A 26,891-nucleotide genomic window follows, 5' to 3' on the forward strand; every position below is an offset into this window, starting at 1 on the left:
GAGTATGTAACATCTGCCATGGCGCATACTTAATGTCCCGAAGGAGCACCAGATGGCGATCTCGTTGGCCACCACCGGTACGGCGACGTTCGACCAGATCGCGATCGTGACCGGCGTGGTGGGACTGCTGTACGTCTCGCTGGCGGTCTTCCTGTGGCGGGAACGCACCGGGCGCGCCACGCTCGTCGGCAGGTTCGCGGACACCATCGGGCGGCTGGACGGAGTCCCCCGATGGGCCGCGCTCTCGCCGTACCTGCATGTGGTGTCGCTGCTCGCCTGCGCCTTCGGGGTCTGGTGGGACATCGCCGTACACATCGACAAGGGCCGCGACACCGGCCCGTTCGGTACGCCGGCCCACTATCCGATCTTCTTCGGCATCCTCGGTGTGATCGTGACCGGTGTCCTGCCGATCGCGCTGGCCGGGAAGCCGCTGCCGGCCCGGACGATCAAGCTCACCAAGAGCTGGCGGATCCCGTGCAGCGCCGCGCTGATCCTGGTCTGCGGCACCTTCGCGTTGGTCGGCTTCCCGCTGGACGACACCTGGCACCGGCTCTTCGGTGAGGACGTCACGCTGTGGGGCCCGACGCACCTGCTGATGATCGGCGGCGTGGTCTTCTCGATCTTCGCGCGGCTGCTGGCGGTCGCCGAGGTCGAGCAGTTGATGGGGATGAACAAGCGCCGGCTCTTCCAGGAGGTCGCGTCGGTCGGTGCGCTGCTGATCGCGTGGGATTTGTTCAGTACCGAGTTCAACTACGGCGTGCCGCAGTTCCCGCTGATCCTGCACCCGTTGCTGATCGCGTTCGGCGCGGCGATGGGCTTCACGATCCTGCGCGCTCGCCGCGGTCCGGGGATCACCTTCGGCGCGCTGGCGATCTACCTGATCGTGCGCGGCGGGATCGCGTGGGCCGTGAATCAGCCGCTCGGCGAGATCCTCGGGCACTTCCCGCTGCTGATCGTCGAAGCGATCCTGGTCGAGGCGGTTGCGCTCGCCCTTGGCAACAAGAGTCGCTTCCGGCTCGGGCTGGTCGCGGGCGTCCTGATCGGGACCGTCGGCGTGGTCGCGGAGTACGCGTGGAGTCAGGTCTGGATGCCGATCGCGTGGCCGTCGTCGATCCTTCCGTCGGCCCTCGGGTACGGCGTGCTGGTCGGCGCCGGTGCGGGCCTGGTCGGCGCTTGGCTCGCGACCCGGTACGCCGAAGTCGCGGGTGAGAAGCGGGCGACCGACGTACGGAACTCGCGGCCTGAGGTGATTCGCCGGACGCATCAGTTCGGCGCGATCGGGCTGGTGGCGGTCGTCGCGACGATCTTCTTCTGTGTACCGCGGGCGGCCGAGCCGGGCGTGACCGGGACGGTTTCGCTCGAGCGGGTCGCCACGGGGGCCGAGCCGACGGCGTACGTCACGGTCAAGCTCGACCCGGCCACCGCGGCCGACGATGCGCGCTGGTTCGAGGCGCTCGCCTGGCAGGGCGGTGGGATGGTGCTGCAGCCGATGAAGAAGATTGCTGACGGCACCTATCGCTCCGAGGGCGTGGTGCCGATGTACGGCAAGTGGAAGTCGATGGTGCGGCTGCACAGCGGTGCGCGGAACCTGACCGCGCTGTGGATCTACGCACCGGAGGACGCGGCGATCCAGAAGCCGGCGATCCAGGTCTCCGACGGGCAGACCGTTGCCTTCATCAACGAACAGGAGACGCTGCGTCGCGAGGAGCGCACCGACGTGCCACGATGGATGTGGAACGGCGGCTACGCCCTGCTCGGCGTGGTCGGTCTACTGGAGATCGCCGGTATCGCCTGGCTGGTCGGACGTGGCGCCCGCGGCGGGCGGCTGCGCGCGGCCCACCTGGCCGCCGGCGACCGGGAACGGGAGACTGCGTGACAATCCAGGCCGAGCGCTCGGGCGTGACGACCACCGACGGCATTCACTTGAACGTCGAGACCACCGGACCGGCCGACGCACCGGTGACGGTGCTGCTGGTGCACGGCTGGACCTGTTCGTCCCGCACCTGGCATCACCAGGTCGAAGGTCTACCGCGCATCCTCGGGACCAATGCCGTACGGGTCGTCACCTATGACCACCGCGGTCACGGGCAGTCGGACGCCGCGCCGCCCGGTTCACTGCGGATCGAGCAGTTGGCCGACGACCTGGTGACCGTGCTCGACGAGGTCGTCGGCGACGGCCCGGTCGTGTACGCCGGGCACTCGATGGGCGGCATGACGCTGATGGAGCTCGCTCACAAGCGCCCGGATCTCTTCGGCTCCCGCATCCGAGCCGCGGCGCTGGTCAGTACGTCGTCCGGCCAGGTGGCGCGTGGTGCGCTCGGCCTGCCGCCGCGCTTCGAGCCTGCCGCCGTCCGCATCGCGCCGCGCGTCGCGCAATTGGTCGGCACGCGAGTCGATCGTCGCGCCGAGCGCCTGGCCGCTGCAGCCGCTGCAGCGGCGGATACCGCGGTGGTCGCCGCCGAAGGGGTCGCCTCGACCGTCGCTGACGCAGCTGGACGTACGGCGTCGACTGCCGCCGGCGCTGTTGGTGGTGTGGCGATGGGCGCCAGTGGGGTCGCGGGACGAGTTGTCGGCGGGCGCGCTGCGGCTCGTGCTGCCCGGGCCAATGTGGCCGCCTTGCTCCAGCGCCCGGCGTTGCGGCAGGTGGTGTTCGGCAAGAAGGTCGACCCGGCCGAGGTCGCGATCTTCGTGGAAGGGCTCGCGGCGCTGCCTGGGCCGACGTACAGCGGGTTCTTCGAGGCGATCCTGCAGCACGACCGCGCGCAGGTGCTGAAGGTGCTGGACCAGATCCCGGTCGAGGTCATGCACGGAACCCGCGACCGCCTCCTGCCGCCGCGCCACGCGAACCGGATCGCCGCCGAACTCCCGAGCGCACGCGTCTGGATGTACCCCGGCGCCGGCCACATGCTCCCCCAGGAGCGCCCCCGCGACGTCACCCACCGCCTAGCCTCCCTGGCCCGCAAAGCCGCCGCCTAACCCAATTTCGCTGGCTAAGCACGCAAATCGGGGGTTCTCCACCCTGAACAACGGTGCGGAACCCCCAACCGCGGTGCTCAGCCAGCCAAATGGGGCGGGTTGAGGGGTCAGTCTCATTCCGCGCCATGGCGGGGGTGGTGGCCCTAGGCTCAGCGGTATGCAGCTGCTGTCGGATGTCGTCGTGGTGGACCTGACCCGGGCGCTGGCCGGGCCGCATGCGGGCATGATGCTCGGGGATCTCGGGGCTCGGGTGATCAAGGTCGAGACGCCGGCCGGCGGGGACGACAGCCGGGGCTGGGGACCGCCGTTCGTCGAGGGGGAGTCGACGTACTTCCTGTCCGCGAACCGGAACAAGGAATCGGTCACCGCCGACCTCAAGTCCGATGAGGGCAAGGAGTTCCTGACCAAGCTCGTGCGGAAGGCCGACATCCTGCTGGAGAACTTCCGGCCGGGTGTGCTGGACCGGCTCGGGTTCTCGGTCGAGCGGCTGCACGAGCTGAACCCGGGGCTGATCGTGCTGTCGATCACCGGCTTCGGGCACGACGGTCCGGAGGGTGGCCGCGCGGGCTACGACCAGATCGCGCAAGGCGAGGGCGGTCTGATGAGCGTCACCGGCGAGGCCGAGCCGACGAAGGTCGGGGTCCCGATCGCCGATCTCCTGGCCGGCATGTACGGCGCTTATGGCGCGCTCGCCGCGTTGCACGAGCGATCGGTGACCGGGAAGGGACGCGTGGTCCGGACGAGCCTGCTGGCCGCGATGGTCGGCGTACACGCGTTCCACGGCACGAAATGGACGGTCGCCGGGCAGGTCCCCGGGCGGATCGGCAATCACCATGCGCAGATCGCGCCGTACGGGATGTTCAAGACGGCGGACGACAGCGTGCAGGTGGCGGTTGGGAGCGAGGGGCAGTGGCGGACCTTCGCGCCGATTGTCGGACTGGATCCGGCGGACCCGCGGTTCGCGACGAACGCGGAGCGGGTCGGCAACCGGGACGAGCTGATCGCGGCGATCGAGGCGGCGTTCGCTTCGGCACCGGCCGACAAATGGCTGGAAAGGCTTGCCGAGCAGGGGATTCCGGCCGGCAAGGTCCGCGACATCCAGCAGGTCTACGAGTGGGACCAGACGCTGTCGCAGGGCTTGCTGATCGATGTCGAACACCCGACTCTCGGCAACATCCAGCTCCCCGGTCCGCCGCTCCGCTTCGACAACCAGTCGTACGCCGGTGCCCGTGAGACCAACCTCGCGCCGCCGCGGTTGGGCGAGCACAACGAGTCCGTCCGCGCCTGGCTCGAGGAGTAGGCCCGGACCGCCACGCCATCACAACTGCCGCCCGGCGGTCGTGGTAGGCGGGAGCGGCTCCGCACCAGCCCATTTGTGATGGCCTGGGCGTCCGCACCTTTCGATCTCCATCGAAAGGGTGCCGCTGCGGGACCCCTGCCCGCGAAGCTGGGTCACGGTTCGGGCGTGCCGGTTCGTGAGGGGTTGACGGGCTGCGAGGCTGCGGCATAGCGTCCGGGAAATCGATTACTGAGCCGACGCGGAGGCCCCATGAGCGGGAGCGCTGCCCTGGTCCGGATGTCTCGGATCGGGAAGCGGTACGGCGGCGTGCAGGCGTGCCGGGAGGTGGATTTCAGCCTCGGTGCGGGCGAGGTCCATGCGCTGCTCGGGGAGAACGGCGCGGGCAAGTCCACGCTGATGAAGATCCTGTCCGGCGACGTCACCGACTTCGACGGGCAGATCGAGATCGACGGGACGCCGGTCTCGTTCGGCGGACCGACCGACGCGCAGGCGGCCGGGATCGCGATGATCCATCAGGAGCTCGACCTCGTCCCCGGACTGTCGGTCGCCGACAACATCTTCCTCGGCCGCGAACTGCGCACCCCGCTGCGGACCGTCGACCGCCGCCGGATGGACCGCGAAGCACGCACGCTTCTCGAACGCAGCGGCGTACGGATCGACCCGCGCCGCCCGGTCGGCGAACTGCGCGTCGGTGAGCAGCAGCTCGTCACGATCGCCAAGGCGATCGCGCTGGACGCCCGCGTGCTGATCATGGACGAGCCGACCTCGGCGCTCACCACCACCGAGGTCGAGCGCCTCTTCGAGGTCATCCGCGAACTCCGTCGGGCCGGCGTCGGCATCGTCTACATCTCGCACCGGATGGAAGAGATCGCCCAGATCACCGACCGCGCGACCGTCCTGCGCAACGGCGAGATCGTGGCCGGCTTCGACCCACGCACCCTCAGTACGGCGGAAGTCGTCGAAGCGATGGTCGGCCGCCCGGTGCAGACGCTGTTCACCACTCCGGACACCGACACCGGTGACGAACTGCTCCGCGTCGACAACCTCAAGCTCACCGCGCGACGCCCGCGACCCGGTCGCCGCGATCCCGACGGCATCTCGCTGACCGTCCGCGCCGGCGAGATCGTCGGCCTTGCCGGACTCCTCGGCGCAGGCCGGACCGAACTCCTCGAAACCTTGTACGGCGTCGCCCCCAGCGGAACGCGATCGGGCCGAATTCTCCTGCACGGTAAGGAGATCAGACCGCGGAGCCCACGCCAGGCGCTTGCCCGCGGCATCGGTCTGGTCCCCGAGGATCGGCGCACCTCCGGGCTCGTGCTCTTCCACAGCATCCTGGCGAACACCGTCCTGTCGAGCCTCCCGGCGTACGGGCGGCTCGGGGTGATCGCGCGCCGGCTCGAGCGGGGGGCATCCGTCGGGATGGCCGAGCGGTTGCGGCTCAAGTTCGGACGGTTGCAGGACGAGGTCGGAACGCTGTCCGGTGGCAATCAGCAGAAGGTGGTATTCGGCCGGATGCTGCTCACCGAGCCCAAGCTCTTGCTCCTCGACGAACCGACCCGCGGCGTCGACGTGGGCGCGAAGGCCGAGATCTATCGGCTGCTCGGCGAGCTCGCCGGCCAAGGCCTCGGCGTACTGCTCGCGTCGTCGGAGCTGCCCGAGCTGATCGGTGTGTGCGATCGAGTCGTCGTACTGCGCGATGGGCGGGAGGTCGCCACGTTCAGTACGGCGGACTCGGGTGAAGGGGATCTGCTGGCAGCTGCAATGGGAGAAGCCCGGTGACTGAAAAGCCATCTGTTGTCGCGACGCTGTTCCGGTTCCAGAGCGTGTTCGGGCTGCTGGCGGTGTTCGTCGCGGCGATCATCTTCTCGCCGCGCAAGAACGGCGCGATCCTGTTCGTCAGTGCGGACAACCTCGCCAACGTCGTCCGTGCGGTCTCGGAGATCGGCATCATCGCGGTCGGGATGACGTTCGTGATCCTGATCGGCGGCATCGACCTCTCGGTCGGCGCGGTGCTCGGTCTCGCGGCGGTCGGGTCCGCCGTACTGATGATCGAGAACGACTGGGGTTTTCTTCCGTCCGTCCTGCTGGTGCTGGTGATCGGCCTGATCTTCGGAGCATTGCAGGGCGTCGCGACCGCGATGATCGGCATCCAGTCCTTCATCGTCACGCTGGCCGGGCTGCAGATAGCGCGGGGGCTGGCGCGGATCTGGTCCGGCGGTCAGGGCGTCGCGATCGCGTACGGCGAGGGGCCGCACGAAGCGCCGGCGTCGTTCGCGCTGCTCGGCGAGCGGACGTTCGGCGGACTGGTCCCGATCCCGGTACTGATCTTCGCGGTGGTCGCGATCGCGGCCGTGGTCTTCCTGCGGGTCAGCGCGTTCTCCCGGCATCTGTACGCCGTTGGTGGCAACGAGAAGGCGGCGCGGCTGTCCGGCGTACCGGTGGTGCGGGTCAAGATCGCGGTCTTCGCGATCTGCGGTCTGCTGGCCTCGCTGGCCGGCATCGTGCATGCGGTCCAGCTCAATCAGGGCAGCCCGAACGACGGCATCGGCTACGAGCTGGACGCGATCGCGGCCGTGGTGATCGGCGGTACCAGCCTGGCCGGCGGTCGCGGTTCGGTCGCCGGAACGGTGGCGGGGGCGCTGCTGCTCGGCGTACTGAACAACATCCTTGCCCTGAACAACATCGACTCGAACATCCAGCTGTTGATCAAGGGTCTCGTGATCGTTGCCGCTGCTGCGCTGCAACGACTCCGGCCCGCCTCGTGAGGAAGGTTCTCCCATGCGTTCTGTGAAGATTTCGCTGGCCGCCGCGGCGGTCGCCGCACTGGTGCTGGCGGGCTGCGGCACGACCAGTGACCGGACGTCGGACAGTCCGTCGGCCGGCTCGTCGAAGTCCTGCAAGGGGGCCGACGGCAAGTACACGATCGGGATGAGCCAGGCGAACGTCGCCGAGCCGTACCGGCAGCGGATGGACGACGACATCCGCGCGGCGGCGAAGGAGGTGCCGCAGTTCGACGTGAAGTTCGCCGACGCGGCGCAGGACAACGCCAAGCAGGTGGCAGACGTCGAGAACTACATCACCCAGCAGATCGACCTGCTGATCATCAGCCCGAACGAGGCCAAGCCGCTGACTGCGGTGGTCAAGAAGGCGTTCGACAAGGGCATCCCGGTGATCGTGCTGGACCGCAAGGTCGAGGGTGACGCGTACACCGGCTTCATCGGCGGCGACAACGTGCAGATCGGTTCCGAGGCCGGCAAGTACGTCGCCGAGAAGCTGCTGCCGAACGGCGGCAGCATCGTGGAGCTGAAGGGCCTCGCCGGCGCGACCCCGCAGGCCGAGCGGCACCAGGGCTTCGTCGAGGCGATCAAGACGAACCCGAAGATCAAGATCGTCGCGGACGCCAGCGGCGACTGGTTGCGCGAGAAGGGGCAGGCGCAGATGGACGCGCTGCTCAAGGCGAACCCGAAGATCGACGTCGTCTACGCGCACAACGACCCGATGGCCGAGGGTGCGTACCTGGCGGCGAAGGCGGTCGGCCGGGAGAAGGAGATGAAGTTCATCGGCATCGACGCGCTGCCGATCCCGTCCGGCGGCATCAAGGCGGTCGAGCAGGGCCGGCTGAGCGCCACCTTCACCTACCCGACCAACGGCAAGGAAGCGATCGCGGCCGCGAAGAAGATCCTGGTCGACTGCGGCGCGATCGAGAAATCCCAGATCCTCCCCACCCGCCTGATCGACAAGGCGAACGCCGCCAAGATCTACGCCGAGGAGAACCCCAACGGCTAGCGTCGGGAGCTGGCGCGTTCGATCAGGCGGGCGCCGAGGGTGGTGACGGTGGGCGGGCGGGTGTTGTCGGCGATCCGCGCCAGCAACAGCCGCGCCGCCACCGTCCCGATCTCGTACGCCGGTTGTGCGACCACGGTCAACGGGGGATCCAGCAGCTCGGCCCACGGGGCGTCGTCGAACGCGACCACGCCGACGTCCCGGCCGGGGCGGAGGGTGAGTTCGCGGAGGGCTTGGAGGACACCGACGGCCATGGCGTTGTTGGCGACCAGGAGCGCGTCGGGTGGTTCGGGTTGCGACAGCAGGTCGAGGGCGGCCCGGCGGGCACCGGCCGCCTTGTACTCGGCCCGCCGGACGAGCCGGGTGCTGCCGCGGTGCTTCGCCGTGCGGAGAGCATCGCGGTATCCGGCCAGGCGGTCGTCGGCGGTCCGGACGCCCGCCGGGCCGCTCAGGCAACCGATCCGCTTGTAGCCTTCGGCAACCAAATGCGCGGTCGCCTCGGCGGCGGCGAGCCGCGTGTCGACGAGGACCAGGTCGCTGGCGTGGTCCGCGAGCGGGCGGTCGATGGCGACGTACGCCGTACCGCGGGCGGCGAGTTTCGCGACGCCGGACGCCGGGCCGCTGGGGGAGAGGATGACGCCGGCGACCCGCTCCTGGATCGCGATGTCGATGTAGCGGTTCTCCTTCTCGGCGCTCTCGTCGGAGTTGCAGAGCACGACCGAGTAGCCGACCTCGTGCGCGACGTCCTCGACCCCGCGGGCGATCGCGGTGAAGAACGGGTTCTCGACGTCGGAGATGATCAGCGCGACCACGGCCGCTTCCTGACGACGCAGGTTCCGGGCCGGGCCGTTGGGCTGGTAGCCGAGCTCGTCCGCCGCCTGGCGCACCCGCGCGGCCAGCTCCGGGTCGACGGTCGCCTTGCCGTTGAGTGCCCGGGACACGGTCGCGGTCGAGACTCCGGCCCGCGCAGCCACATCACTGATCGTCGGCACAGTCCGCACCCTAACCGCTCGGGTAATGGATTTCCCAGAGGCCTGTCATGCACTTTACTTACGGAACTCCGGCGCCTTACCAGTGACATGAGAGGATCACCCGCGTGACTGCCTTGCCGAGTGTTTCGTACTCCATCACCGTTCGCCTCGAGGTGCCCGCGGGCGGCTCGACGGTGAGCAAGCTGACGACCGCGGTCGAGCAGGCCGGTGGCCTGGTCAGTGCGCTCGACGTGACCGCGTCCGGCCACGAGCGGCTGCGGATCGACGTGACGTGTGCCGCCGCCGACACCGAGCACGCCGGCCGGCTGGTCGAGGCGATGCGCGCCGTACCGGGGGTCGAGATCGGCCGGGTCTCGGACCGGACCTTCCTGATGCACCTCGGCGGGAAGATCTCGATGGAGGCCAAGCACCCGATCCGCAACCGCGACGACCTCTCGATGATCTACACGCCCGGTGTGGCGCGGGTCTGCCTGGCGATCGCCGCGAACCCCGACGACGCTCGCCGGCTGACCATCAAGCGGAACACGGTCGCCGTCGTCACCGACGGCTCGGCGGTGCTCGGGCTCGGCAACATCGGCCCGAAGGCCGCGCTGCCGGTGATGGAGGGCAAGGCCGCGCTGTTCAAGCGGTTCGCCGACATCGACGCCTGGCCGCTCTGCCTGGACACCCAGGACCCGGACGCCATCGTCGAGATCGTCAAGGCGATCGCGCCGGGCTTCGCCGGGATCAACCTGGAGGACATCTCCGCGCCGCGCTGCTTCGAGATCGAGGCCCGGCTGCGCGAGGAGCTCGACATTCCGGTCTTCCACGACGACCAGCACGGTACGGCGGTCGTCGTACTGGGCGCGCTGTACAACGCGCTGCGTGTGGTCGGCAAGGACATCAGCGACGTGAAGGTGGTCCTGTCCGGCGCCGGTGCGGCCGGTACGGCGATCCTCAAGCTGCTGATCGCGGCCGGCGTGAAGGACACCTGCGTCGCGGACATCGGCGGCGTCATCCACACCGAGCGCGAGGGCCTGTCGCCGGAGCTGCGCTGGATCGCGGAGAACACCAACGCGGCGCAGTACAGCGGTGACCTGAAGGGCGCGCTGGCTGGAGCCGACGTGTTCATCGGGGTCTCGGCGCCGAACATCCTGACCGGCGCGGACATCGCCACGATGAACGAGAAGGCGATCGTCTTCGCGCTGGCGAACCCGACGCCCGAGGTCGACCCGGCCGAGGCCGGCGAGCACGCCGCCGTGGTCGCGACCGGCCGCAGCGACTACCCGAACCAGATCAACAACGTGCTGGTCTTCCCAGGCGTCTTCCGCGGTCTGCTCGACGCGCAGTCGTCGAAGGTGTCGATCGACATGGAGCTCGCGGCCGCCAAGGCGCTGGCCGGCGTCGTCACGGACGACGAGCTGAACGCGACGTACATCGTGCCGAGCGTGTTCCATCCCGAGGTGCACAAGCGGGTCGCCCACGCCGTCCGGGAGGCCGCGGGCGGCAAGGCGCCGGCCGCGGAGCTGTTCCCGGACGACTCGCCGGTGCTGTGAAGTCGTCGGTCTGGGTGTGGCGGGTCGCGTTCGTCGCGGCCTGCGCACTGCAGCTGTACGGCGTGTACTCGCCCGAGGAGGCCGGTCCGTCGACCGGGATCCCGGGGATCGACAAGGTCGCGCACTTCTGCCTGTTCGCGGCGGTCGCGTTCACCGGGCTGAAGGTCGGCGTACCGGCTCGGTGGTTGCTCGGTGCGCTGGTGCTGAACGCGATCGGCAGCGAGTTCGTGCAGCACTACCTGCTGCCGCACCGCGACGGCGATCCGTACGACGCGCTGGCCGATCTGATCGGTGTCGCGGCCGGCGCGTGGGCCGGTTTCCGGGTGGTCCGTGGTCGCCGGACCGGCGAGCACGACATGATGGGGGTATGACGGCCACGACCCTCACCGGCTCACTGCTGGTGGCGACCCCGTTGCTGGACGAGCCGCCCTTTCGCCGTTCGGTGATCCTGCTGCTCGATCACGACGACGACGGCGCGCTCGGAGTGGTCGTGAACCGCGCGGCCGACCTGACCGTCGACCGGGTCCTCCCGGACTGGTCCGCCACGGTCAACGAACCCGGTGTGCTCTTCATGGGCGGCCCGGTCGGCACCGACAGCGCGCTCGCCGTCGCCGAGGTGATCGACTCCGCCGACCCGCCCGGCTGGCGCGAGTGTTTCGGCCGGATCGGTCTGGTCGATCTCGACGTACCGCCGGAGCTGCTGGCCGGCGCGATCCAGCGGATGCGGATCTTCGCCGGGTACGCCGGGTGGTCGTCCGGGCAGCTCGAGGGTGAGATCACCGAGGGCGCCTGGTACGTCGTCGAGTCCGAACCCGACGACGTGTTCAGCCTGGAGCCGGAGACGCTGTGGCGCCGCGTCCTGCGCCGCCAGACCGACGAGGTGGCCTACGTGGCCACCTACCCCGACGACCCCACGCAGAACTGACTCAGGCGGCTACTCGCCGCCGCCGTCACCTTCGTCGTTCTTCAGCGTGTCCCAGATCTCCTGGCACTCCGGGCAGACCGGAAACTTCTGCGGGTCGCGGCTGGGCACCCACACCTTGCCGCACAACGCGACCACCGGCGTGCCCATCACCATCGCCTCGGTCAGCTTGTCCTTCGGCACGTAGTGCGAGAACCGCTCATGGTCCCCACCCTCCAAAGGCTGGGTCCGCTCATCGACGACGGTGTCCGCTCCCGGACTCAACTGCGTACTCATGCCCCGAGTGTAAGCCGCCCCACCAGCCCAAGGGCAGTTATCCACAGCCGGGGCATCCCGGGGCAGCACCCCATCTGCCCTGTACGGCGCTCGCCTCGGAAACCACCATCGAATCCATGAACACACTCCCGTGGAGCCGCCCCCTGACCCGAGCGGACCTCGATGCTTGGCCCGAAGACGGGCGCAGGCACGAACTGATCGACGGTTGCCTGCTTCTGACCCCAGTCCCCACGCTCGCCCACCAATCCGCGGTCGGGGAACTCAGCGTCTGCCTCCATGAGGCGCGGAGGAGTGGTGATCTTGTGCTTCACGGACCGTTCGACGTGGTGTTGGCTGCGGACACCGTGGTTCGACCTGACCTCGTGGTGGCACCCCGCGCCGCGTACACGGAGCGTGATCTGCCGGTGGCTCCGGATCTGATCGTGGAGGTGCTGACCACGAACACCCGGTGGATCGACCTGCACGTGAGGTTCCATCGGTACGAGCAGGCGGGTGTGGCGGCGTACTGGTGGATCCCGACACGCCGAGTCTCATTGCGTGGGAACTGCAAGACGGGGCATACGTGCAGGTCGCGAAGGTCACCGGCGACGAAACGGCAACGCTGACGAGTCCGTTCGAGGTGACCGTCGCGGCGGCGAATCTGTTCTGTCGGTGATCTCGGGTAACGTTCCTGTACGGCTTACCTGTCGTCGATTCGGGGGAGTTCCGCCTGTGGAAATGCACGTGCCCGGCTCGTCCGGCGTGCTTCCTCCGGCCTATCCGGACCGTGCTGCTTGGGGTACCGCGAGCAAGCTGCGGGCCTGGCAGGCGGAGGCGCTCACGTTGTACATGGAGACCAATCCGCGTGACTTCCTGGCGGTCGCGACGCCTGGAGCGGGAAAGACGACCTTCGCGCTGACCGTGGCTGCGGAGCTGCTGCAGCGGCGGCAGATCGACCGGATCACGGTGGTGACGCCGACCGAGCACCTGAAGGTGCAGTGGGCCGAGGCGGCGGACCGAGCGGGGATCGCGATCGATCCCGCCTTCGCCGGGCGGCGCGGGAAGACCAACCAGGACTTCACCGGGGTCGCGGTGACCTATGCAGGCGTCGCGGTGAACCCGCTGGCGTTCCGGGTCCGGACCGAGCGGTTCAAGACGCTGGTGATCCTGGACGAGGTGCACCACGGCGGCGACGCGCTCAGCTGGGGTGAGGGGGTGCGGGAGGCGTTCGAGCCCGCCGCGCGCCGCTTGTGCCTGACCGGTACGCCGTTCCGCAGCGACGACAACCCGATTCCGTTCGTCACGTACGAGCACGGGCCGGACGGGCAGCTGAGGAGCAAGGCCGACTACACGTACGGCTACGGCCACGCGCTGCGCGACCACGTCGTACGGCCGGTGATCTTCATGTCGTACTCCGGTGAGATGCGGTGGCGGACCAAGGCCGGAGACGAGGTCGCGGCGCGGTTGGGTGAGCCGCTGACCAAGGATCTGACCGCGCAGGCGCTGCGGACCGCGCTCGACCCCACTGGCGAGTGGATGGGCGCCGTACTGGCTGCCGCGGACAAGCGGCTGACCGAGGTGCGGCGGCACATGCCGGATGCCGGCGGGCTGGTGATCTCGGGCGATCAGAACTCCGCCCGGGCGTACGCCAAGACCTTGCGGGAGATCACCGGCGAGGCGCCGACCGTCGTACTGTCCGACGAGAAGGCGGCGAGCAAGAAGATCGCGAAGTTCTCCGCGGACGAGTCGCGGTGGATGGTCGCGGTCCGGATGGTCTCCGAAGGTGTCGACGTGCCGCGGCTGGCGGTCGGGGTCTACGCGACACCGACCTCGACGCCGCTGTTCTTCGCGCAGGCGGTCGGGCGATTCGTGCGAGCCCGGAAGCGGGGTGAGACGGCGTCGGTCTTCGTGCCGTCGGTGACCCGGCTGCTGAGTTTCGCCGCCGAGATGGAGGTCGAGCGCGACCACGTCCTCGGCCGCAAGAACACAGGAGAGGACGGCGACATCTTCGCCCTCGAAGACGACCTGCTGAAGAAGGCGAACGAGGCCGAGGGCGCCAGCGACGAGCTGGACGCGAAGTTCGAGGCGCTCGGGTCGGATGCGAGTTTCGACCGGGTCGTCTTCGACGGCGGTGACTACGGGACCGGTGGGGATCAAGCCTCCGACGAGGAGCTGGACTTCCTCGGGCTCCCTGGCCTGCTGGAGCCCGACCAGGTGCGCGACCTGCTGCGCAAGCGGCAGGCGAAGTCGATCGCCGCGCAGAAGAAGTCGCAACGCGGCACCAACGAGCGTGAGGACCCGACGCCCACCGAGCTCGCCACCCACGAGCAGATCGCGCTGCTGCGCCGCGAGCTCAACGGCCTGGTCGCCGCCTGGCACCACCGCACCGGCCAGCCGCACGGCGTCATCCACAACGACCTCCGCCGCAAACTCGGCGGTCCTGCGGCCGCCCAGGCGTCTTCCACCCAGCTGAAGGAGCGGATCGAGCTGATCCGCGACTGGGCCAGCCAGCGCCGCGCCTGATCTCTTCCCGCTGACACCCCGCCCGGGCTCCGGGGTGGGGTGTTTTGGCGTGCGCGAGCTGTTGACCTCTCGGACGAGGTGCTGCAACATGCGACTACCGTCGTGCAAGAAATTGGCAAGCTGGTGAAAATTTCAGATCACACGGTGCTGTCCGTCGTATCCGCCCTCTGACGGAGGAGCCCTTATGCAAGGGAAGAGAAGTCCTGTCCGCCGGATCCTGACCGGGGTCCTGGTGGCGGTGGTGGTCGCAGTGGGTCTGGTGCCTGCTGCGACCGCGGCCGTGACCGCCAACCTCGCCAAGACCTTGTCATCCAGCAGTTCGGTCGGGGGATACCCCAGCACCAACGCCGGTGACGGCAACCAGAGCACGTACTGGGAGAGCAGCAACAACGCGTTCCCGCAGTGGATCCAGGCCGATCTGGGCTCCACCACCGACGTCAACCAGGTCACCCTGAAGCTGCCGACCGGTTGGGGCGCCCGCACCCAGACGCTGTCGATCCAGGGCAGCACGAACGGGACGACGTACGGCACGATCGTCACCGGGACGGCGTACAACTTCACCGGCACCAACGTGGTCACCATCGACTTCAGCACCACCTCGGCGCGCTACGTCCGGCTGAACTTCACCGCGAACACCGGCTGGCCGGCCGCTCAGCTCTCGGAGTTCGACCTGGCCGGGCCCGGCAGCGGACCGGTCGACCCGCCGACCGGCACCGACCTCGCCGCGAACAAGCCGATCGAAGCCTCCAGCGCGGTCTTCAACTTCGTCGCCACCAACGCGAACGACGGCAACATCGCCAGCTATTGGGAGTCGAACGGCTTCCCGGCGACCCTGACCGCCAAGCTCGGCGCCAACGCCGACCTCAGCTCGGTGGTCGTCAAGCTCAACCCCGACTCTGCCTGGGGCGCTCGCACCCAGAGCATCGAGGTCCTCGGCCGTGAGCAGTCCGCGACCGCGTTCACCTCGATCAAGGCCCGTGCGGACTACCAGTTCACCAGCGGCAACGTCGTCACGATCCCGGTCACCGGCCGGTACGCCGACGTACGGCTGCAGGTCTTCTCCAACACCGGTGCCCCCGGCGGCCAGGTCGCAGAGTTCCAGGTCTTCGGCGCCGCGGCTCCCAACCCGGACCTGGTCGTCACCGCGGTCAGCTGGTCCCCGGCTAGCCCGTCCGAGACCACGCCGATCACGCTCTCGGCCACGGTCAAGAACACCGGTACGGCGGCCGCGCCCGCCAGCAGCCTGAACTTCCTCATCGGCGGTTCCGTCGCCGGTACGGCGTCCGTCGGCGCACTCGCCGCCGGAGCCTCGACCACCGTCACGGCTAACGCCGGAACGAAGCCGCAAGGCAGCTACACCGTCGCGGCGGTCGCCGACGCCGGCAACGCGGTCACGGAGCAGAGCGAAACGAACAACACGCTCCAGGCCACCAGCCAACTGCAGGTCGCCCAGGCTCCTGGCCCGGACCTCCTGATCACTGGTGTCACCTCGAACCCGTCCAACCCGGCGCCGGGTGCTGCTGTCTCGTTCACAGTTGCCGTGAACAACCGTGGTACGACGGCAGCCGGAGCCAGTACGACGCGGCTGGTCGTCGGCTCCACGACATTGAACGGCGCGACCGGCACGATTGCGGCCGGAGCCACGGTGAACGTCGCGCTGTCGGGCACGTGGACCGCGGTGAACGGCGGCGCCAACCTGGTCGCCACGGCCGACGCTGCCGGTGCGGTGGCCGAGACCAACGAGAACAACAACACGTTCACCAAGGCGATCGTGGTCGGCCGCGGGGCCGCCGTACCGTACACGTCGTACGAGGCGGAGGCAGCGGCGTACACGGGCGCACTGCTGACCTCGAATCCGCTGCGGACCTTCGGGCACACCAACTTCGCGACCGAATCGTCCGGCCGGCAGTCGGTCCGGCTCGCCTCGACCGGTCAGTACGTCGAGTTCACGTCGACCGTGCCGACCAACTCGATCGTCGTCCGCAACTCGATCCCCGACTCGGCCAACGGGCAGGGGCTTGAGGCAACTATCAGCCTGTACGTCAACGGCACCTTCAAGCAGAAGCTGAACCTGTCGTCGCACCACAGCTGGCTCTACGGCAACAGCGACGGACCCGAGGCGCTCACCAACACCCCGGGCGGCGACGCCCGCCGGCTCTTCGACGAAGCGCATGCCCTGCTCGGTACGTCGTACCCGGCCGGAACGAAGTTCAAGTTGCAGCGCGACTCCGGCGACACGGCGTCGTACTACATCGTCGACTCGATCGACCTCGAGCAGGTCGCTCCCGCCCTCAACCAACCAACCGGTTGTACGTCGATCACGCAGTACGGCGCGGTCCCGAACGACGGTATCGACGACGCCGACGCGATCCAGCGTGCGGTCACCGACGACCAGAACGGCGTGATCAGCTGCGTCTGGATCCCGGAAGGCCAGTGGCGGCAGGAGAAGAAGATCCTCACCGACGACCCGCTGAACCGCGGTCAGTTCAACCAGGTCGGGATCAGCAACGCCACCATCCGCGGTGCGGGCATGTGGTACTCACAGCTCTACTCGACCATCGAGCCGCAGAACGCCGGCGGCATCAACCACCCGCACGAAGGCAACTTCGGCTTCGATATCGACAAGAACGTGCAGCTGTCGGACATCGCGATCTTCGGCTCCGGCCGGATCCGCGGCGGTGACGGCAACGCCGAGGGCGGCGTCGGCCTGAACGGCCGGTTCGGTACCGGTACCAAGATCACCAACGTCTGGATCGAGCACGCCAACGTCGGTGTCTGGGTCGGCCGCGACTACGACAACATCCCCGACCTCTGGGGTCCGGCCGACGGGCTCGAGTTCTCCGGGATGCGGATCCGCGACACCTACGCCGACGGCATCAACTTCTCCAACGGCACCAGGAACTCCAAGGTCTTCAACTCGTCGTTCCGCACCACCGGCGACGACGCGCTGGCGGTCTGGGCCAACAAGTATGTCAAGGATCAGGCGGTCGATGTCGGTCACGACAACTCGTTCACCAACAACACGGTCCAGCTGCCCTGGCGCGCCAACGGCATCGCGATCTACGGCGGCTACGGCAACAAGATCGAGAACAACCTGATCTACGACACGATGAACTACCCCGGCATCATGCTGGCGACCGACCACGACCCACTGCCGTTCTCCGGCACCACGCTGATCGCCAACAACGCGCTCTACCGCTGCGGCGGCGCCTTCTGGAACGAGGACCAGGAGTTCGGCGCGATCACGCTGTTCCCGTCGAACCTCCCGATCCCCGGGGTCACGATCCGCGACACGGAGATCTATGACTCGACGTACGACGGCATCCAGTTCAAGACCGGCGGCGGTGAGATGCCGAACGTCCAGCTCACCAACCTCCGCATCGACAAGTCCAACAACGGTTCCGGCATCCTCGCCATGGGCGGCGCCCGCGGCAGCGCGACCCTGAACAACGTCGTCATCACGAACTCGCGTGACGGCGACATCTTCAAGGAGCCCGGCTCCAGCTTCACCTTCACCGGGCAGTAGTCCGCCTCGGCCTCGCACTCCGCTGCCCCGGAGTGCGAGGCCTTTGGACCCGTCCGCCAAACTTGACCCGTGAAGCGGCTCGTGCGGGTGCTGCGGCGAATCTTCGTCGTACTGGTGGTGATCTGGCTCGTCGTCACCGGAGCCTCGTTCACCTACAACTTCGCCACCCGCGAGCGAGCTCTGCCGCCACCGGGACTGCGCTTCGTCCAGACCGCGGACCTGCAGACCAGGTACGAGTCGTGGGGTACGACGGGATCGCCGGTCGTGCTCGTGCATGGGTCGGCCGAGTCGGTCGAATCGTGGTCGGCGCTTGTGCCGATCCTCGCTCGCAACCACCGCGTCTACGCGTACGACATCACCGGCTACGGCTACAGCGAGCGCAAAGCGCCGTACACGATCGAGCACTTGGCCGCCCAGCTCCTCGGCTTCGTCGACGCGATGAAACTGGTGAAGCCCGTCCTCGTCGGCCACTCCCTGGGCGCCGGTGTCGTGGCCGAGGCCGCTCTCGAACAACCCGCTCGCATCGGCGGCGTCATGTTCCTCGACGGCGACGGCCTCCCGCTCCCCGGCGGCGGCCCACCCCGAGCCCTCGTCAACACCCTCATCGTCGACCCCTACCGAACCACCGCCCTCCGCCTGGCCCTGGGCTCCGACCGCCTCATCCGCAGCGTCTACAACAACGCCTGCGCCAACCGCTGCGCCCCGCTGACCCACGACGAGGTCCAAGTCTGGACGCGCCCCTTCCGCCAGCCCGGCGCCGAAAAAGCCCTGTGGCAAATGGTCGGCCGCGACTTCCCCTCAGTCCAACCCGACCGCCTCGCCCTCCTCAAGAACCTCCCCCTTCCGAAAGCGGTCCTCTTCGGTGCCCTCGACAACCAAGGCGGCTCCGCCGAACAAACCGCCACCCGCATCGGCGCACCCCCACCCACAATCCTCCCCAACCAAGGCCACCTGACCCTCATCTCAGCCCCGAACGAAGTAGCCGCCGCCATAGAACAGCTGGTCGCCCGCGTCTAACCCCCGCGACCGACTACACCCGGAGGAAGCGTGGTGATGGCGAGAGGCCGTCGTACACCGGCATCCCGGCTTCTCCGTCCAACCGGGTTTGTTGCGAGCGACCGCCTGGAGAGCTGGAACTCCACGGGCGACAGGGCGAACTCTGCGTGAGAATGCAGCATGGCTGTGAACTTCGGACCAGCCGATGCGTAGCCGATATTGCGCGGCAACCTAAGGAGGACGAATGGGCCGAGTCCTTGGTGTGGACGCCTGTAAGAAGGGCTGGATCGGGATCACCGACGATCTGCGCGCGTACTTCGGGGCGACGATCGATGCGTTGGTGTCTGCCGCCGAGAGGGACAGCGGTCTGGCCGTGGTGGCGATCGACATCCCGATCGGGCTGTCGAGCAGCGGGCCGAGACCGGCTGATCTGCTCGTGCGTGGGCTGGTCGGGCGGCGTGCGTCGTCCGTGTTCGGAACACCCGTCCGGCAGGCGCTGGAGACCGACGACTACCGCGAGGCCTGCGCGGCGAGTATCCGGATCACCGGTAAGTCGATCAGCCGCCAAGCGTTCGCGCTGCGGGAGCGGATCCTCGACGTCGATGGGTGGGCACGGAGAACCGATCGGCCCGTGATCGAGGTGCATCCGGAGCTGTGCTTCGCCACGATGGCAGGTAGCCCGCTTCCGCACCCGAAGTCGACCTGGGCCGGCATCGAGCACCGTCGGCAGTTGCTGCGGGACGTCGGCGTGATCGTGCCGTCGGACCTGGGATACGTCGGATCGGTCGCGGCCGTCGACGATGTGCTCGACGCGGCCGCCGCCTCGTGGACGGCAGCACGGTTCGCGGCAGGCCGAGCGGTGTCGTACCCGGCCCGCGATGCATCCGTGAGTGAGGATCAAGCGGCCATCTGGGCCTGACGGCCGCAGGTAAGCCCAATGGGTGTGAGGATCTGGCCTATGAGCTATGACTTGGTGGTGTGGGCGGGGGAGCGGCCGGCGGATGCTGATGCGTTGGAGGAGCTCTACGAGGAGCTGATGGAGCTCCAGGAAGACAACGACGACGACGAGACACCGCCGAATCCGCGGCTGGTCGAGTTCGCGAACGCATTGCTGGATCGGTGGCCGGAAGCGTCGGCTGGCGGCCCTTGGGCGGTCGAGCCGTTGATCGCGGATGCGGTGGGTGATCTGTTCCCGTTCGGGGTGAAGTTCGAGTATGCCGGCGAGGTTGCGGAGTACGCGGCGGTCCTGGCGGAGAAGCACGGTCTGGTGATCTTCGACCCGCAGGAGATGTAGGGCCGCCCGTCGTAGTGCGGTAATAAATCGGCGCCATTTGACGAAAAAGTACCGTCTAACGACGTGGCTTGTACGGCGCTCAGTCGGCTCGGCGCGAGATGCCGGCACGGCCACCGCGGAACCCCGCCGACTATCCACCAGCCCATTCGACTCAGTGGGTGACGGGCGTCCGGTGATGCGGACCCCAGAGCCATCACAACTGGATGCTCTCGGCCCGCCCCCGCGTGGGCGTCGGCGATCGGAGCATTTGTGATGGCCTGGCGGTCCGACGTAGCCAACCGCGTGGGGGATCAAGCGAGCGACTGGGTGCCGATCACGTCCAGCAGCCGGAGGGCCTGCTCCGACGGTGAACCAGGTTCGGCGGTGTAAAGCACCACCCGCTGATCCCGATCGGGCACCACGAGAATCTCGCACACCACATCGATCCGGCCGACCTCCGGATGCAGCACGGTCTGGCACAGCGTCTGCTGGCGGGCTACCTCGTGTTGCGACCAGAGGTCGGCGAATTCAGGACTTCCGGCCAGGAGGTCGGCGATCAGGCGGGCGAGGCCGGGGTCGTCGGGGTAGGTGGCGGAGGCGGCTCGTAGGTCGGCGGCCGCCTCGCGGGCGAACTCGAGTGTGGCTTCGGGACTGAAGCGCACCTCGCCGCTGTGCAGGAAGCGTTGGCGCAGGAGGTTGCGGTCGCGCGGCACGAGGGCTGAGAAGTCACCGAGCAACGCGGCGGCCTGCCGGTTCCACGCCAGTACGTCGTACTTCGCGTCGAGGACGATCCCGGGGATGTCGAGCCGACCGAGCATCCGCAGCACGCCATCGCGGACGTCGGTGGGTGGGCCTGGGGGCGGACCGGGTTGTTCGCCGGCGAGGCGGAAGAGGTGGGCTCGTTCGTCGTCGGTGAGGCGGAGGGCTCGGGCCAGGCCGGTGAGGACGGGGCGGGAGGGGCGGGGAGCGCGGGCCTGTTCGAGGCGGGTGTAGTAGTCGGTGGACATGGTGGCCAGGGCGGCGACTTCCTCGCGGCGCAGGCCTGGCGTACGGCGGCGGAGGCCGGCGGGGAGGCCTACGTCGGCGGGGGTGAGGCGCTCGCGCCGTACCCGCAGGAACTCTGCCAACTGTGCTCGGTCCACGCCTCCATGGTCGCAGCAGGACCGAAGCCTAAACAGGGACCGCCGGTCCCAGGGTCGGCTCGCTCTGCCACGCGGGCCGCCGGCACAGCAGCCTGAGAGACATGACTGAGAAGAAGATCGCGCTCGTCACGGGCGCCAACAAGGGCATCGGCAAGGAGATCGCGCGGCAGCTCGCAGAGGCGGGTTATCGAGTGCTGGTCGGCTCGCGCGACTTGGGTCGCGGACAACAGGCAGCTGCGGAACTCAACGAGGCGGCAGGCGGCGGGCCCGACCTGCGCGCGATCCAGCTCGACGTGACCGACCCGAAGTCAGTTCAGGCCGCTGCGGACACGATCGCGAACAACCACGGCCGCCTGGACGTGCTGATCAACAACGCGGCGATCCTCCCGGCCGAGGACAGTGCGGTGTCGGAGATCGATCCGGACGTACTGCGGACAGCCTTCGAGACGAACGTCGTCGGACTGGTCGCAGTGACGCAGGCGCTGCTGCCGTTGTTGCGGAAGGCGGAGCGGGCGCGAGTGGTCAACCTGTCGACGTCGCTGGCGTCGTTCACGCTGGTCGGCGATCCGAGCTCGCGGATGTCGACCAGGCGCACGTTCGCGTACAACGCGACCAAGGCGGCGGTGAACATGGCGACCGTCATGCTCGCCAACGAACTCCGCGGTACGGGCATCGTCGTCAACGCCGCCGACCCCGGCAACTGCGCGACCGACATGGGCGGCTGGGAGGCCGCCCGTACGCCGGCCCAGGGTGCCGCCGTGGCAGTCCGGCTGGCCACCCTCGACGCCGACGGCCCCACCGGCCAGGTGCACGCCGAAGAGGGCCAGCTCCCGTGGTAGCCGAACCGAACTAGCTGAGTACGCCGGACCAGGCCAGCGCCTGCTTGAGCAGCTGGCCGCGGCCGCCTTCGAGGTCCGCCAGCAGGGACGGGGCGAGGGCTTCCTCCGGGGTGAGCCAGGTGAGCTCGAGGGCGTCCTGGCGGGGGTTGCACTCGCCCGTCACCGGTACGACGTACACCAGCGCGACGGCGTGCTGACGCGGGTCGTGCAGCGGGGTCAGGCCCGGGAGCGGGAAGTACTCGGCGACCGTGAACGGGACCGGGCTGACCGGGAGCCGCGGGAAGGCGGCCGGGCCGAGGTCCTTCTCGATGTTGCGCTGGAGAGCGTCGCGGATGGTCTCGCCGTGGAAGACGCGGCCGGAGACCAGGGTCCGGACGATCTGGTTCGTCTGGGTCGAGCCGCGGAGCAGGACTCCGACATGCTCGATGTTCCCGCCCGAGTCGACGCGGGCCGGCACGGCCTCGACGTACAGGATCGGGACCCGCGAGCGGGTCTCCTGCAGGGCCAGGTCGGACAGCCAGCCAGGGTTCGGGTCAGGCGTACGCACGGAAGTCACCCGCACATCTTTACCTACGGCCGAAATGCCTCTCGGTAGCGGGTTGGACTCAGACCGAAATGGGCGCGGAAGCGGCGGGTGGCGTGGCTGGGATCGGGCCAGCCGACGAGGGCTCCGATGGTGGCGATCGGGAGTTCGGTCTCGATCAGGAGGCCGGCGGCGCGTTCGGCGCGGATCCGTTGCAGGTAGGCCATCGGGGAGGTGGCGACGGCACGGCCGAAGAGGCGGACGAGGTAGCCGGGAGCGAGGTTCACGGCCGCGGCGAGGCGGTCGAGGGTCCAGGTGGTGGCGAGGTCCGCCTCGAGCAAGCGCATCGCATGCTGGACAGCTGGATGCGGGGTCGGCCCGCCGGGTCCGAGAGAGCCCGAGAGCAGCCCGAAGACGTCCGTCCCGAGGTAGGCGTTCCGGACGACCAACCCGGAGCAGTCCGAGTACCCGTGCCACTGTCCGGGCCGCAGCACCACCACCGAGCCGGCCGACAGTTCCCGCGACCCGTCCGCCGACACATGTACGCCGCTCCCGCCGACCACGACCGCGATCTCGAAGAAGGCGTGGCTGTGCGGAGCGACGTCGGCCGTCAACTCGACCAGCTCGCCGGCGACCGGCAACCGCGGGTCGGGGAAGACTTCGTTGGTGAGGATCTTGTGCATCCGAGGTCATTTCTGGTCAAGGACTGGTGAGGGATCGTCTGGTGCCGGAGTCAGGTGAGCGGCGAGGCTGAAGATGCCTTGCAGACAACAGCTTTCGAGGAGTTATCGATGACGACTACTGAGCCGGTGCCGACCGCGATTGTCGACGAAGAGACCATTTCAGCCTACCGCCGGGACGGCGTGGTGCGAATCCGCAACATCATCACGGCCGACGAGGCAGCCCGGTTCCGCGACGCGGCGATCGCGGAGAGCGGGATCGCGAGCGACTACGCGCCGAGCTCGGCGATCTTCAATCAGTACGTCAACGTCTGGCAGCAGAACGCCGTACTGAAAGACCTCACCCTGCACCCCAACCTCGCCAAGGCGGCGACCGCGCTGGCCGGCGTACCGCTGCGGATCTGGCACGACCACCTGCTGATCAAACCGCCGCACAACGGCGCCGCGACCGAGTTTCATCAGGACGCGCCGTACTGGCCGCACAGCGGTTCGCGGCACTCGCTGTCCGCGTGGGTGGCGCTGGTCGACGTACCGGTTGAGCGCGGGTGCATGACGTTCATCCCCGGCTCGCACGATCACCACGGGCTGCGGGCTCAGGACCTTGCCGACCGCGACGACCTCTTCCGCGTCGCGCCGGATCTGCGCTGGGAGCAGCGGCTGACGATCCCGCTCCGAGCCGGCGACTGCACCTTCCACAACGCCTACCTCGCGCACTCCGCGACCCCGAACCTCACCGACGACCCGCGGATCGCCCACGTGACGATCTTCATCGACGCGGAGACGACCTACACCGGAGGTGCTCACGTGGTCAGCGACGGCCTCGGCATGACGCCGGGTACATCGTTGGACCACGCCCGGTTCCCGCGGGTGTCATGACCTAAAGTGAGGGTTCGTGCCGCTTCTCACCGATATCCGACCGCTGCGGGAGTCCGCCGATTTCCGCCGGTTGTGGATCGGGTCGACGGTGTCGCAGCTCGGGCAGCAGATGACGGCGGTGACCGTCTCGATCCAGGTGTACGCGCTCACGCACTCGACGTTCTCGGTCGGGCTGGTCGGGTTGTTCTCGCTGGTGCCGCTGGTCGTCTTCGGCCTGTACGGCGGCGCGATGGCCGACGCGATCGACCGGCGACTGCTCGCGCTGATCTCGTCCAGCGGACTGTGGCTGCTGTCGATGGTCCTCGTCCTGCAGTCCCAGTCGCACTGGAACCAGACCTGGGTCCTGTACGCCGTGGTCGCCTGCCAGTCGGCGTGTTTCGCGGTGAACAACCCGGCGCGGTCGGCGATCATCCCGCGGCTGATCCGGCCGGAGCTGCTCCCGGCCGCGAACACGCTCAGTCAGGCCTCGTTCAACCTGGGCTTCACGGCCGGCCCGCTGCTCGGCGCCGCGGTGATCGCGTGGCACGGCTTCGCGGCGGCGTACCTGGTGGATGTGGTCACCTTCACCGCGGCGCTCTACGCGTTGCTCAGGCTGCCGCCGGTGCCGCCGACCGGGCTGGTACGGCGGGCCGGGATCCGGTCGGTGCTGGAGGGGTTCACGTTCCTGCGGGCGGCGCCGGCGCTGCTGGCGACGTTCCTTGCGGACATCCTGGCGATGGTGTTCGCGCAGCCGCGGGCGCTGTTCCCGGCGGTCGCGGGCTCGTTCTTCGCCGGGGGAGTGAAGACGGTCGGGCTGCTGCAGGCTGCGCCGGCGATCGGTGCGCTGCTCGGCGTGCTGTTCTCGGGCTGGGTGACGCGGATCCGGCGGCAGGGGATCGCGATCGTGGTCGCGATCACGGCGTACGCGACGGCGGTCGGGTTGTTCGGGCTCGCCCGGACCATCTGGCTGGGCGTCGCGTTGCTTGCGTTGTCGGGCGCCGCTGACATGGTGAGTTCGGCGTACCGGAACACCGTGCTGCAGTCAGCGGCTCCGGACGCGATGCGCGGCCGGCTGCAGGGCGTCTTCATCGTGGTCGTGGCCGGCGGCCCACGCCTCGGAGACTTCGTCGCCGGAACGACGGCCTCCCTCACGACCCCGACCATCGCCCTGCTCGGCGGCGCCACGGTCTGCATCATCGGGCTGCTCGTCCTGCTGGCCCGCAACCGCCCGTTCCGCGTGTACGACTCGGAAGTCCGGGCGCTGAGTTAGCCGCCGGTCACCAGCTTGCCGAGGACCTTCGGCCAGGAGGCGACGTCCGGGGTGATCCGCTGCATCTCCTTGTCGCCGACCGTGACCAGCTTGCGGTTGGCGAGCGGCTGCTTGAGCTTCACCGCGGTCAGCGACACGCCGGTCGACGGCGGGCACGGGGCGTCCGCGTCGATCATCACGGTGATCTTGTCGTCGTGCTCCTCGAGGCGCAGGTCCATCGCGCACTCGATCGACGTACCGAGCAGGATCGTGTCGTTCTCGTACTTCGGCGGGTTCTGGATCCACCGAAGGTACGTCGGGCGCTTCTTCTCCACGACCTGGTAGACGGAGACGGGCTGCGGGTGGTCCTCGAACGAGGGGCCGGTGCCGTCGCCGATGAAAGTGCCGAAAATCATCGAGATGCAGGGGTCCTTGGACGCCTTGCTGTCGATCGCGCCGAAGGCGTGCGCGGCGGTGTAGCAGGCGTTGGCCTCGCGGTTCAGGCTGACGTTGAAACCGACCAGTGCGAGCGCGCCGACCACCAGGAACGCAGCCAGCATCCGCCGTGACCTGATCTGCTGCGGCCCGAGCACCCCGGCCGGCAGCCCGGCCTCGGCCTGCTCGTCCTCCGGGTGCTGCCGGAACAGGTTCAGGACGGTCTTGGTCCACTGCGGATTGATCAGCGTGGGGATCGCGTAGAGCAGGATCAGCCCCACGATGACGGCGATGGCGGGGAGGAGCGCCCAGTAATTTCGCACGGCAGCAAGATACGGGGCCACGGGTTCCCATCCGAACAGTGCTGTCTCCTCGGGCTCTGCCCGCAAAGCGGATAGGCTTCTGGAGTGCCCGCAGAGACCTCCCAGACGCTCGACCGAGGACTCACCGTCCTCGAGTTGCTGGCGGACGCGCCGGACGGTCTCTCGATCACCGAGCTGGCGGCCGCGCTCCGGGTCAGCCGGACGGTCGTCTACCGCCTGGTGAACACCCTCGAACTGCACCGCCTGGTCCGCCGCGACAGCGAGGGCCGCGCCCGGCTAGGCCTGGCCGTCCTCCACTACAGCCGCCGCGTGCAGCCCACCCTCCGCGACGCCGCCCTCCCCGTACTGCGCTCCCTCGCGGAAGACACCGGCGCCACCGCGCACCTGACCGTCGCCGACGGTGACGAAGCCCTGGCCATCGCCGTCATCGAGCCCTCCTGGACCGACTTCCACGTCTCCTACCGGATGGGCTCCCGGCACGCCCTCGACCAGGGCGCCGCCGGCAAGGCGATCCTGGCCGGCCGCCGCAAACCCGACCCCGCCGGCCGCCCCTTCGTCGTCACCTCCGGCGAACTCCAGGCCGGCGCCCAAGGCGTCTCGTCCCCGGTCCTCGGCGTACCAGGCGTCGAAGCCTCCATCGGCGTCGTCGTCCTCGGCAAACTCGACCGCGACTTCGTCGGCCCCCGCGTAGCCCGCGCCGCGGTAGAAGTAGCCAAACGCCTCGCCTGACCCATCCGCCGTACAACCGCGAACCCCCACCGCCG

Annotated in this window: 25 protein-coding genes; 19 read left to right on the top strand and 6 right to left on the bottom strand. The window is 68.7% G+C overall.

Features of this window, described 5'->3' with window-relative positions; genetic code table 11:
• Positions 1 to 52: 52 nt before the first annotated feature.
• From ABZS29_RS15350 to ABZS29_RS15375, 6 genes are all read left to right on the top strand, one after another.
• Positions 53 to 1,876, top strand: a complete 1,824-nt coding sequence (locus tag ABZS29_RS15350) for a hypothetical protein (RefSeq protein ID WP_355462245.1) — start codon at positions 53 to 55, stop codon at positions 1,874 to 1,876.
• Positions 1,873 to 2,976: an alpha/beta fold hydrolase gene (locus tag ABZS29_RS15355; protein WP_355462247.1), complete on the top strand. Its 1,104-nt coding sequence runs from the start codon at positions 1,873 to 1,875 to the stop codon at positions 2,974 to 2,976. Before ABZS29_RS15350 ends, ABZS29_RS15355 begins: the two co-directional genes overlap by 4 nt.
• A 157-nt stretch (positions 2,977 to 3,133) precedes the next feature.
• Complete coding sequence (locus ABZS29_RS15360) at positions 3,134 to 4,276, top strand: CoA transferase (RefSeq protein WP_355462248.1); 1,143 nt, start codon at positions 3,134 to 3,136, stop codon at positions 4,274 to 4,276.
• A gap of 249 nt (positions 4,277 to 4,525) precedes the next feature.
• Positions 4,526 to 6,055, top strand: a complete 1,530-nt coding sequence (locus ABZS29_RS15365) for a sugar ABC transporter ATP-binding protein (protein WP_355462250.1) — start codon at positions 4,526 to 4,528, stop codon at positions 6,053 to 6,055.
• A complete protein-coding gene (locus tag ABZS29_RS15370) occupies positions 6,052 to 7,041 on the top strand; it encodes an ABC transporter permease (protein WP_355462252.1) in 990 nt (329 codons plus the stop codon). The genes ABZS29_RS15365 and ABZS29_RS15370 overlap by 4 nt, the downstream gene beginning before the upstream one ends.
• A gap of 13 nt (positions 7,042 to 7,054) precedes the next feature.
• On the top strand, positions 7,055 to 8,062 hold the full coding sequence (locus tag ABZS29_RS15375; protein ID WP_355462253.1) for a substrate-binding domain-containing protein: 1,008 nt from the start codon (positions 7,055 to 7,057) through the stop codon (positions 8,060 to 8,062).
• On the opposite strand, the gene ABZS29_RS15380 is transcribed toward ABZS29_RS15375, so the two are convergent.
• Positions 8,059 to 9,051, bottom strand: coding sequence for a LacI family DNA-binding transcriptional regulator (locus tag ABZS29_RS15380; protein WP_355462255.1), 993 nt, complete (start codon positions 9,049 to 9,051; stop codon positions 8,059 to 8,061). The genes ABZS29_RS15375 and ABZS29_RS15380 overlap by 4 nt on opposite strands.
• Before the next feature lie 104 nt (positions 9,052 to 9,155).
• Between ABZS29_RS15380 and ABZS29_RS15385 the strand changes: the two genes are divergently transcribed.
• The 3 genes from ABZS29_RS15385 to ABZS29_RS15395 are packed head-to-tail and all read left to right on the top strand — an operon-like array spanning position 9,156 to position 11,511.
• On the top strand, positions 9,156 to 10,586 hold the full coding sequence (locus ABZS29_RS15385; RefSeq protein ID WP_355462256.1) for an NAD-dependent malic enzyme: 1,431 nt from the start codon (positions 9,156 to 9,158) through the stop codon (positions 10,584 to 10,586).
• Positions 10,583 to 10,957: a VanZ family protein gene (locus ABZS29_RS15390; protein WP_355462257.1), complete on the top strand. Its 375-nt coding sequence runs from the start codon at positions 10,583 to 10,585 to the stop codon at positions 10,955 to 10,957. Before ABZS29_RS15385 ends, ABZS29_RS15390 begins: the two co-directional genes overlap by 4 nt.
• Positions 10,954 to 11,511, top strand: a complete 558-nt coding sequence (locus ABZS29_RS15395; protein WP_355462259.1) for a YqgE/AlgH family protein — start codon at positions 10,954 to 10,956, stop codon at positions 11,509 to 11,511. Before ABZS29_RS15390 ends, ABZS29_RS15395 begins: the two co-directional genes overlap by 4 nt.
• A gap of 9 nt (positions 11,512 to 11,520) precedes the next feature.
• Here ABZS29_RS15395 and ABZS29_RS15400 read toward each other — a convergent pair whose 3' ends face one another.
• A complete protein-coding gene (locus tag ABZS29_RS15400) occupies positions 11,521 to 11,784 on the bottom strand; it encodes a DUF3039 domain-containing protein (protein ID WP_355462261.1) in 264 nt (87 codons plus the stop codon).
• A gap of 116 nt (positions 11,785 to 11,900) precedes the next feature.
• Here ABZS29_RS15400 and ABZS29_RS15405 point away from each other — a divergent pair, with 116 nt between their 5' ends.
• The 6 genes from ABZS29_RS15405 (at position 11,901) to ABZS29_RS15430 (ending at position 20,102) form a co-directional block, all read left to right on the top strand.
• Entirely contained in the window at positions 11,901 to 12,389 is a 489-nt protein-coding gene (locus ABZS29_RS15405) for a Uma2 family endonuclease (RefSeq protein WP_355462263.1), read from the top strand.
• Positions 12,390 to 12,501: 112 nt separating this feature from the next.
• Entirely contained in the window at positions 12,502 to 14,286 is a 1,785-nt protein-coding gene (locus ABZS29_RS15410; RefSeq protein WP_355463194.1) for a DEAD/DEAH box helicase, read from the top strand.
• A 184-nt stretch (positions 14,287 to 14,470) separates the two neighbouring features.
• Positions 14,471 to 17,812, top strand: coding sequence for a CARDB domain-containing protein (locus ABZS29_RS15415; RefSeq protein ID WP_355462265.1), 3,342 nt, complete (start codon positions 14,471 to 14,473; stop codon positions 17,810 to 17,812).
• A 69-nt stretch (positions 17,813 to 17,881) separates the two neighbouring features.
• On the top strand, positions 17,882 to 18,829 hold the full coding sequence (locus ABZS29_RS15420; RefSeq protein ID WP_355462267.1) for an alpha/beta hydrolase: 948 nt from the start codon (positions 17,882 to 17,884) through the stop codon (positions 18,827 to 18,829).
• Positions 18,830 to 19,052: 223 nt separating this feature from the next.
• Complete coding sequence (locus ABZS29_RS15425) at positions 19,053 to 19,727, top strand: DUF429 domain-containing protein (protein WP_355462269.1); 675 nt, start codon at positions 19,053 to 19,055, stop codon at positions 19,725 to 19,727.
• A gap of 39 nt (positions 19,728 to 19,766) precedes the next feature.
• Positions 19,767 to 20,102: a hypothetical protein gene (locus tag ABZS29_RS15430; RefSeq protein ID WP_355462271.1), complete on the top strand. Its 336-nt coding sequence runs from the start codon at positions 19,767 to 19,769 to the stop codon at positions 20,100 to 20,102.
• Between the two features lie 290 nt (positions 20,103 to 20,392).
• Here ABZS29_RS15430 and ABZS29_RS15435 read toward each other — a convergent pair whose 3' ends face one another.
• Positions 20,393 to 21,223: a helix-turn-helix transcriptional regulator gene (locus tag ABZS29_RS15435; protein WP_355462273.1), complete on the bottom strand. Its 831-nt coding sequence runs from the start codon at positions 21,221 to 21,223 to the stop codon at positions 20,393 to 20,395.
• A gap of 101 nt (positions 21,224 to 21,324) precedes the next feature.
• Here ABZS29_RS15435 and ABZS29_RS15440 point away from each other — a divergent pair, with 101 nt between their 5' ends.
• Complete coding sequence (locus tag ABZS29_RS15440; protein WP_355462274.1) at positions 21,325 to 22,062, top strand: SDR family oxidoreductase; 738 nt, start codon at positions 21,325 to 21,327, stop codon at positions 22,060 to 22,062.
• A 10-nt stretch (positions 22,063 to 22,072) separates the two neighbouring features.
• On the opposite strand, the gene ABZS29_RS15445 is transcribed toward ABZS29_RS15440, so the two are convergent.
• Positions 22,073 to 22,618, bottom strand: a complete 546-nt coding sequence (locus ABZS29_RS15445; RefSeq protein WP_355462275.1) for an NUDIX hydrolase family protein — start codon at positions 22,616 to 22,618, stop codon at positions 22,073 to 22,075.
• 14 nt (positions 22,619 to 22,632) lie between these two features.
• The gene (locus ABZS29_RS15450) at positions 22,633 to 23,268 is read right to left on the bottom strand and encodes an AraC family transcriptional regulator (protein WP_355462276.1); all 636 of its coding nucleotides are present in this window, start codon (positions 23,266 to 23,268) and stop codon (positions 22,633 to 22,635) included.
• A gap of 108 nt (positions 23,269 to 23,376) precedes the next feature.
• Between ABZS29_RS15450 and ABZS29_RS15455 the strand changes: the two genes are divergently transcribed.
• A complete protein-coding gene (locus ABZS29_RS15455) occupies positions 23,377 to 24,141 on the top strand; it encodes a phytanoyl-CoA dioxygenase family protein (RefSeq protein WP_355462278.1) in 765 nt (254 codons plus the stop codon).
• Between the two features lie 16 nt (positions 24,142 to 24,157).
• The gene (locus ABZS29_RS15460) at positions 24,158 to 25,390 is read left to right on the top strand and encodes an MFS transporter (RefSeq protein ID WP_355462280.1); all 1,233 of its coding nucleotides are present in this window, start codon (positions 24,158 to 24,160) and stop codon (positions 25,388 to 25,390) included.
• Here ABZS29_RS15460 and ABZS29_RS15465 read toward each other — a convergent pair.
• The gene (locus ABZS29_RS15465; protein WP_355462281.1) at positions 25,387 to 26,127 is read right to left on the bottom strand and encodes a hypothetical protein; all 741 of its coding nucleotides are present in this window, start codon (positions 26,125 to 26,127) and stop codon (positions 25,387 to 25,389) included. The two genes, ABZS29_RS15460 and ABZS29_RS15465, sit on opposite strands and share 4 nt — an antisense overlap.
• Positions 26,128 to 26,211: 84 nt before the next feature.
• Here ABZS29_RS15465 and ABZS29_RS15470 point away from each other — a divergent pair, with 84 nt between their 5' ends.
• Positions 26,212 to 26,856, top strand: a complete 645-nt coding sequence (locus ABZS29_RS15470; RefSeq protein ID WP_132409924.1) for a helix-turn-helix domain-containing protein — start codon at positions 26,212 to 26,214, stop codon at positions 26,854 to 26,856.
• The last annotated feature ends 35 nt before the right edge of the window (positions 26,857 to 26,891 follow it).

Origin of the sequence: Kribbella sp. NPDC005582, from assembly GCF_040605415.1 — a bacterium.
Lineage (GTDB): Bacteria > Actinomycetota > Actinomycetes > Propionibacteriales > Kribbellaceae > Kribbella.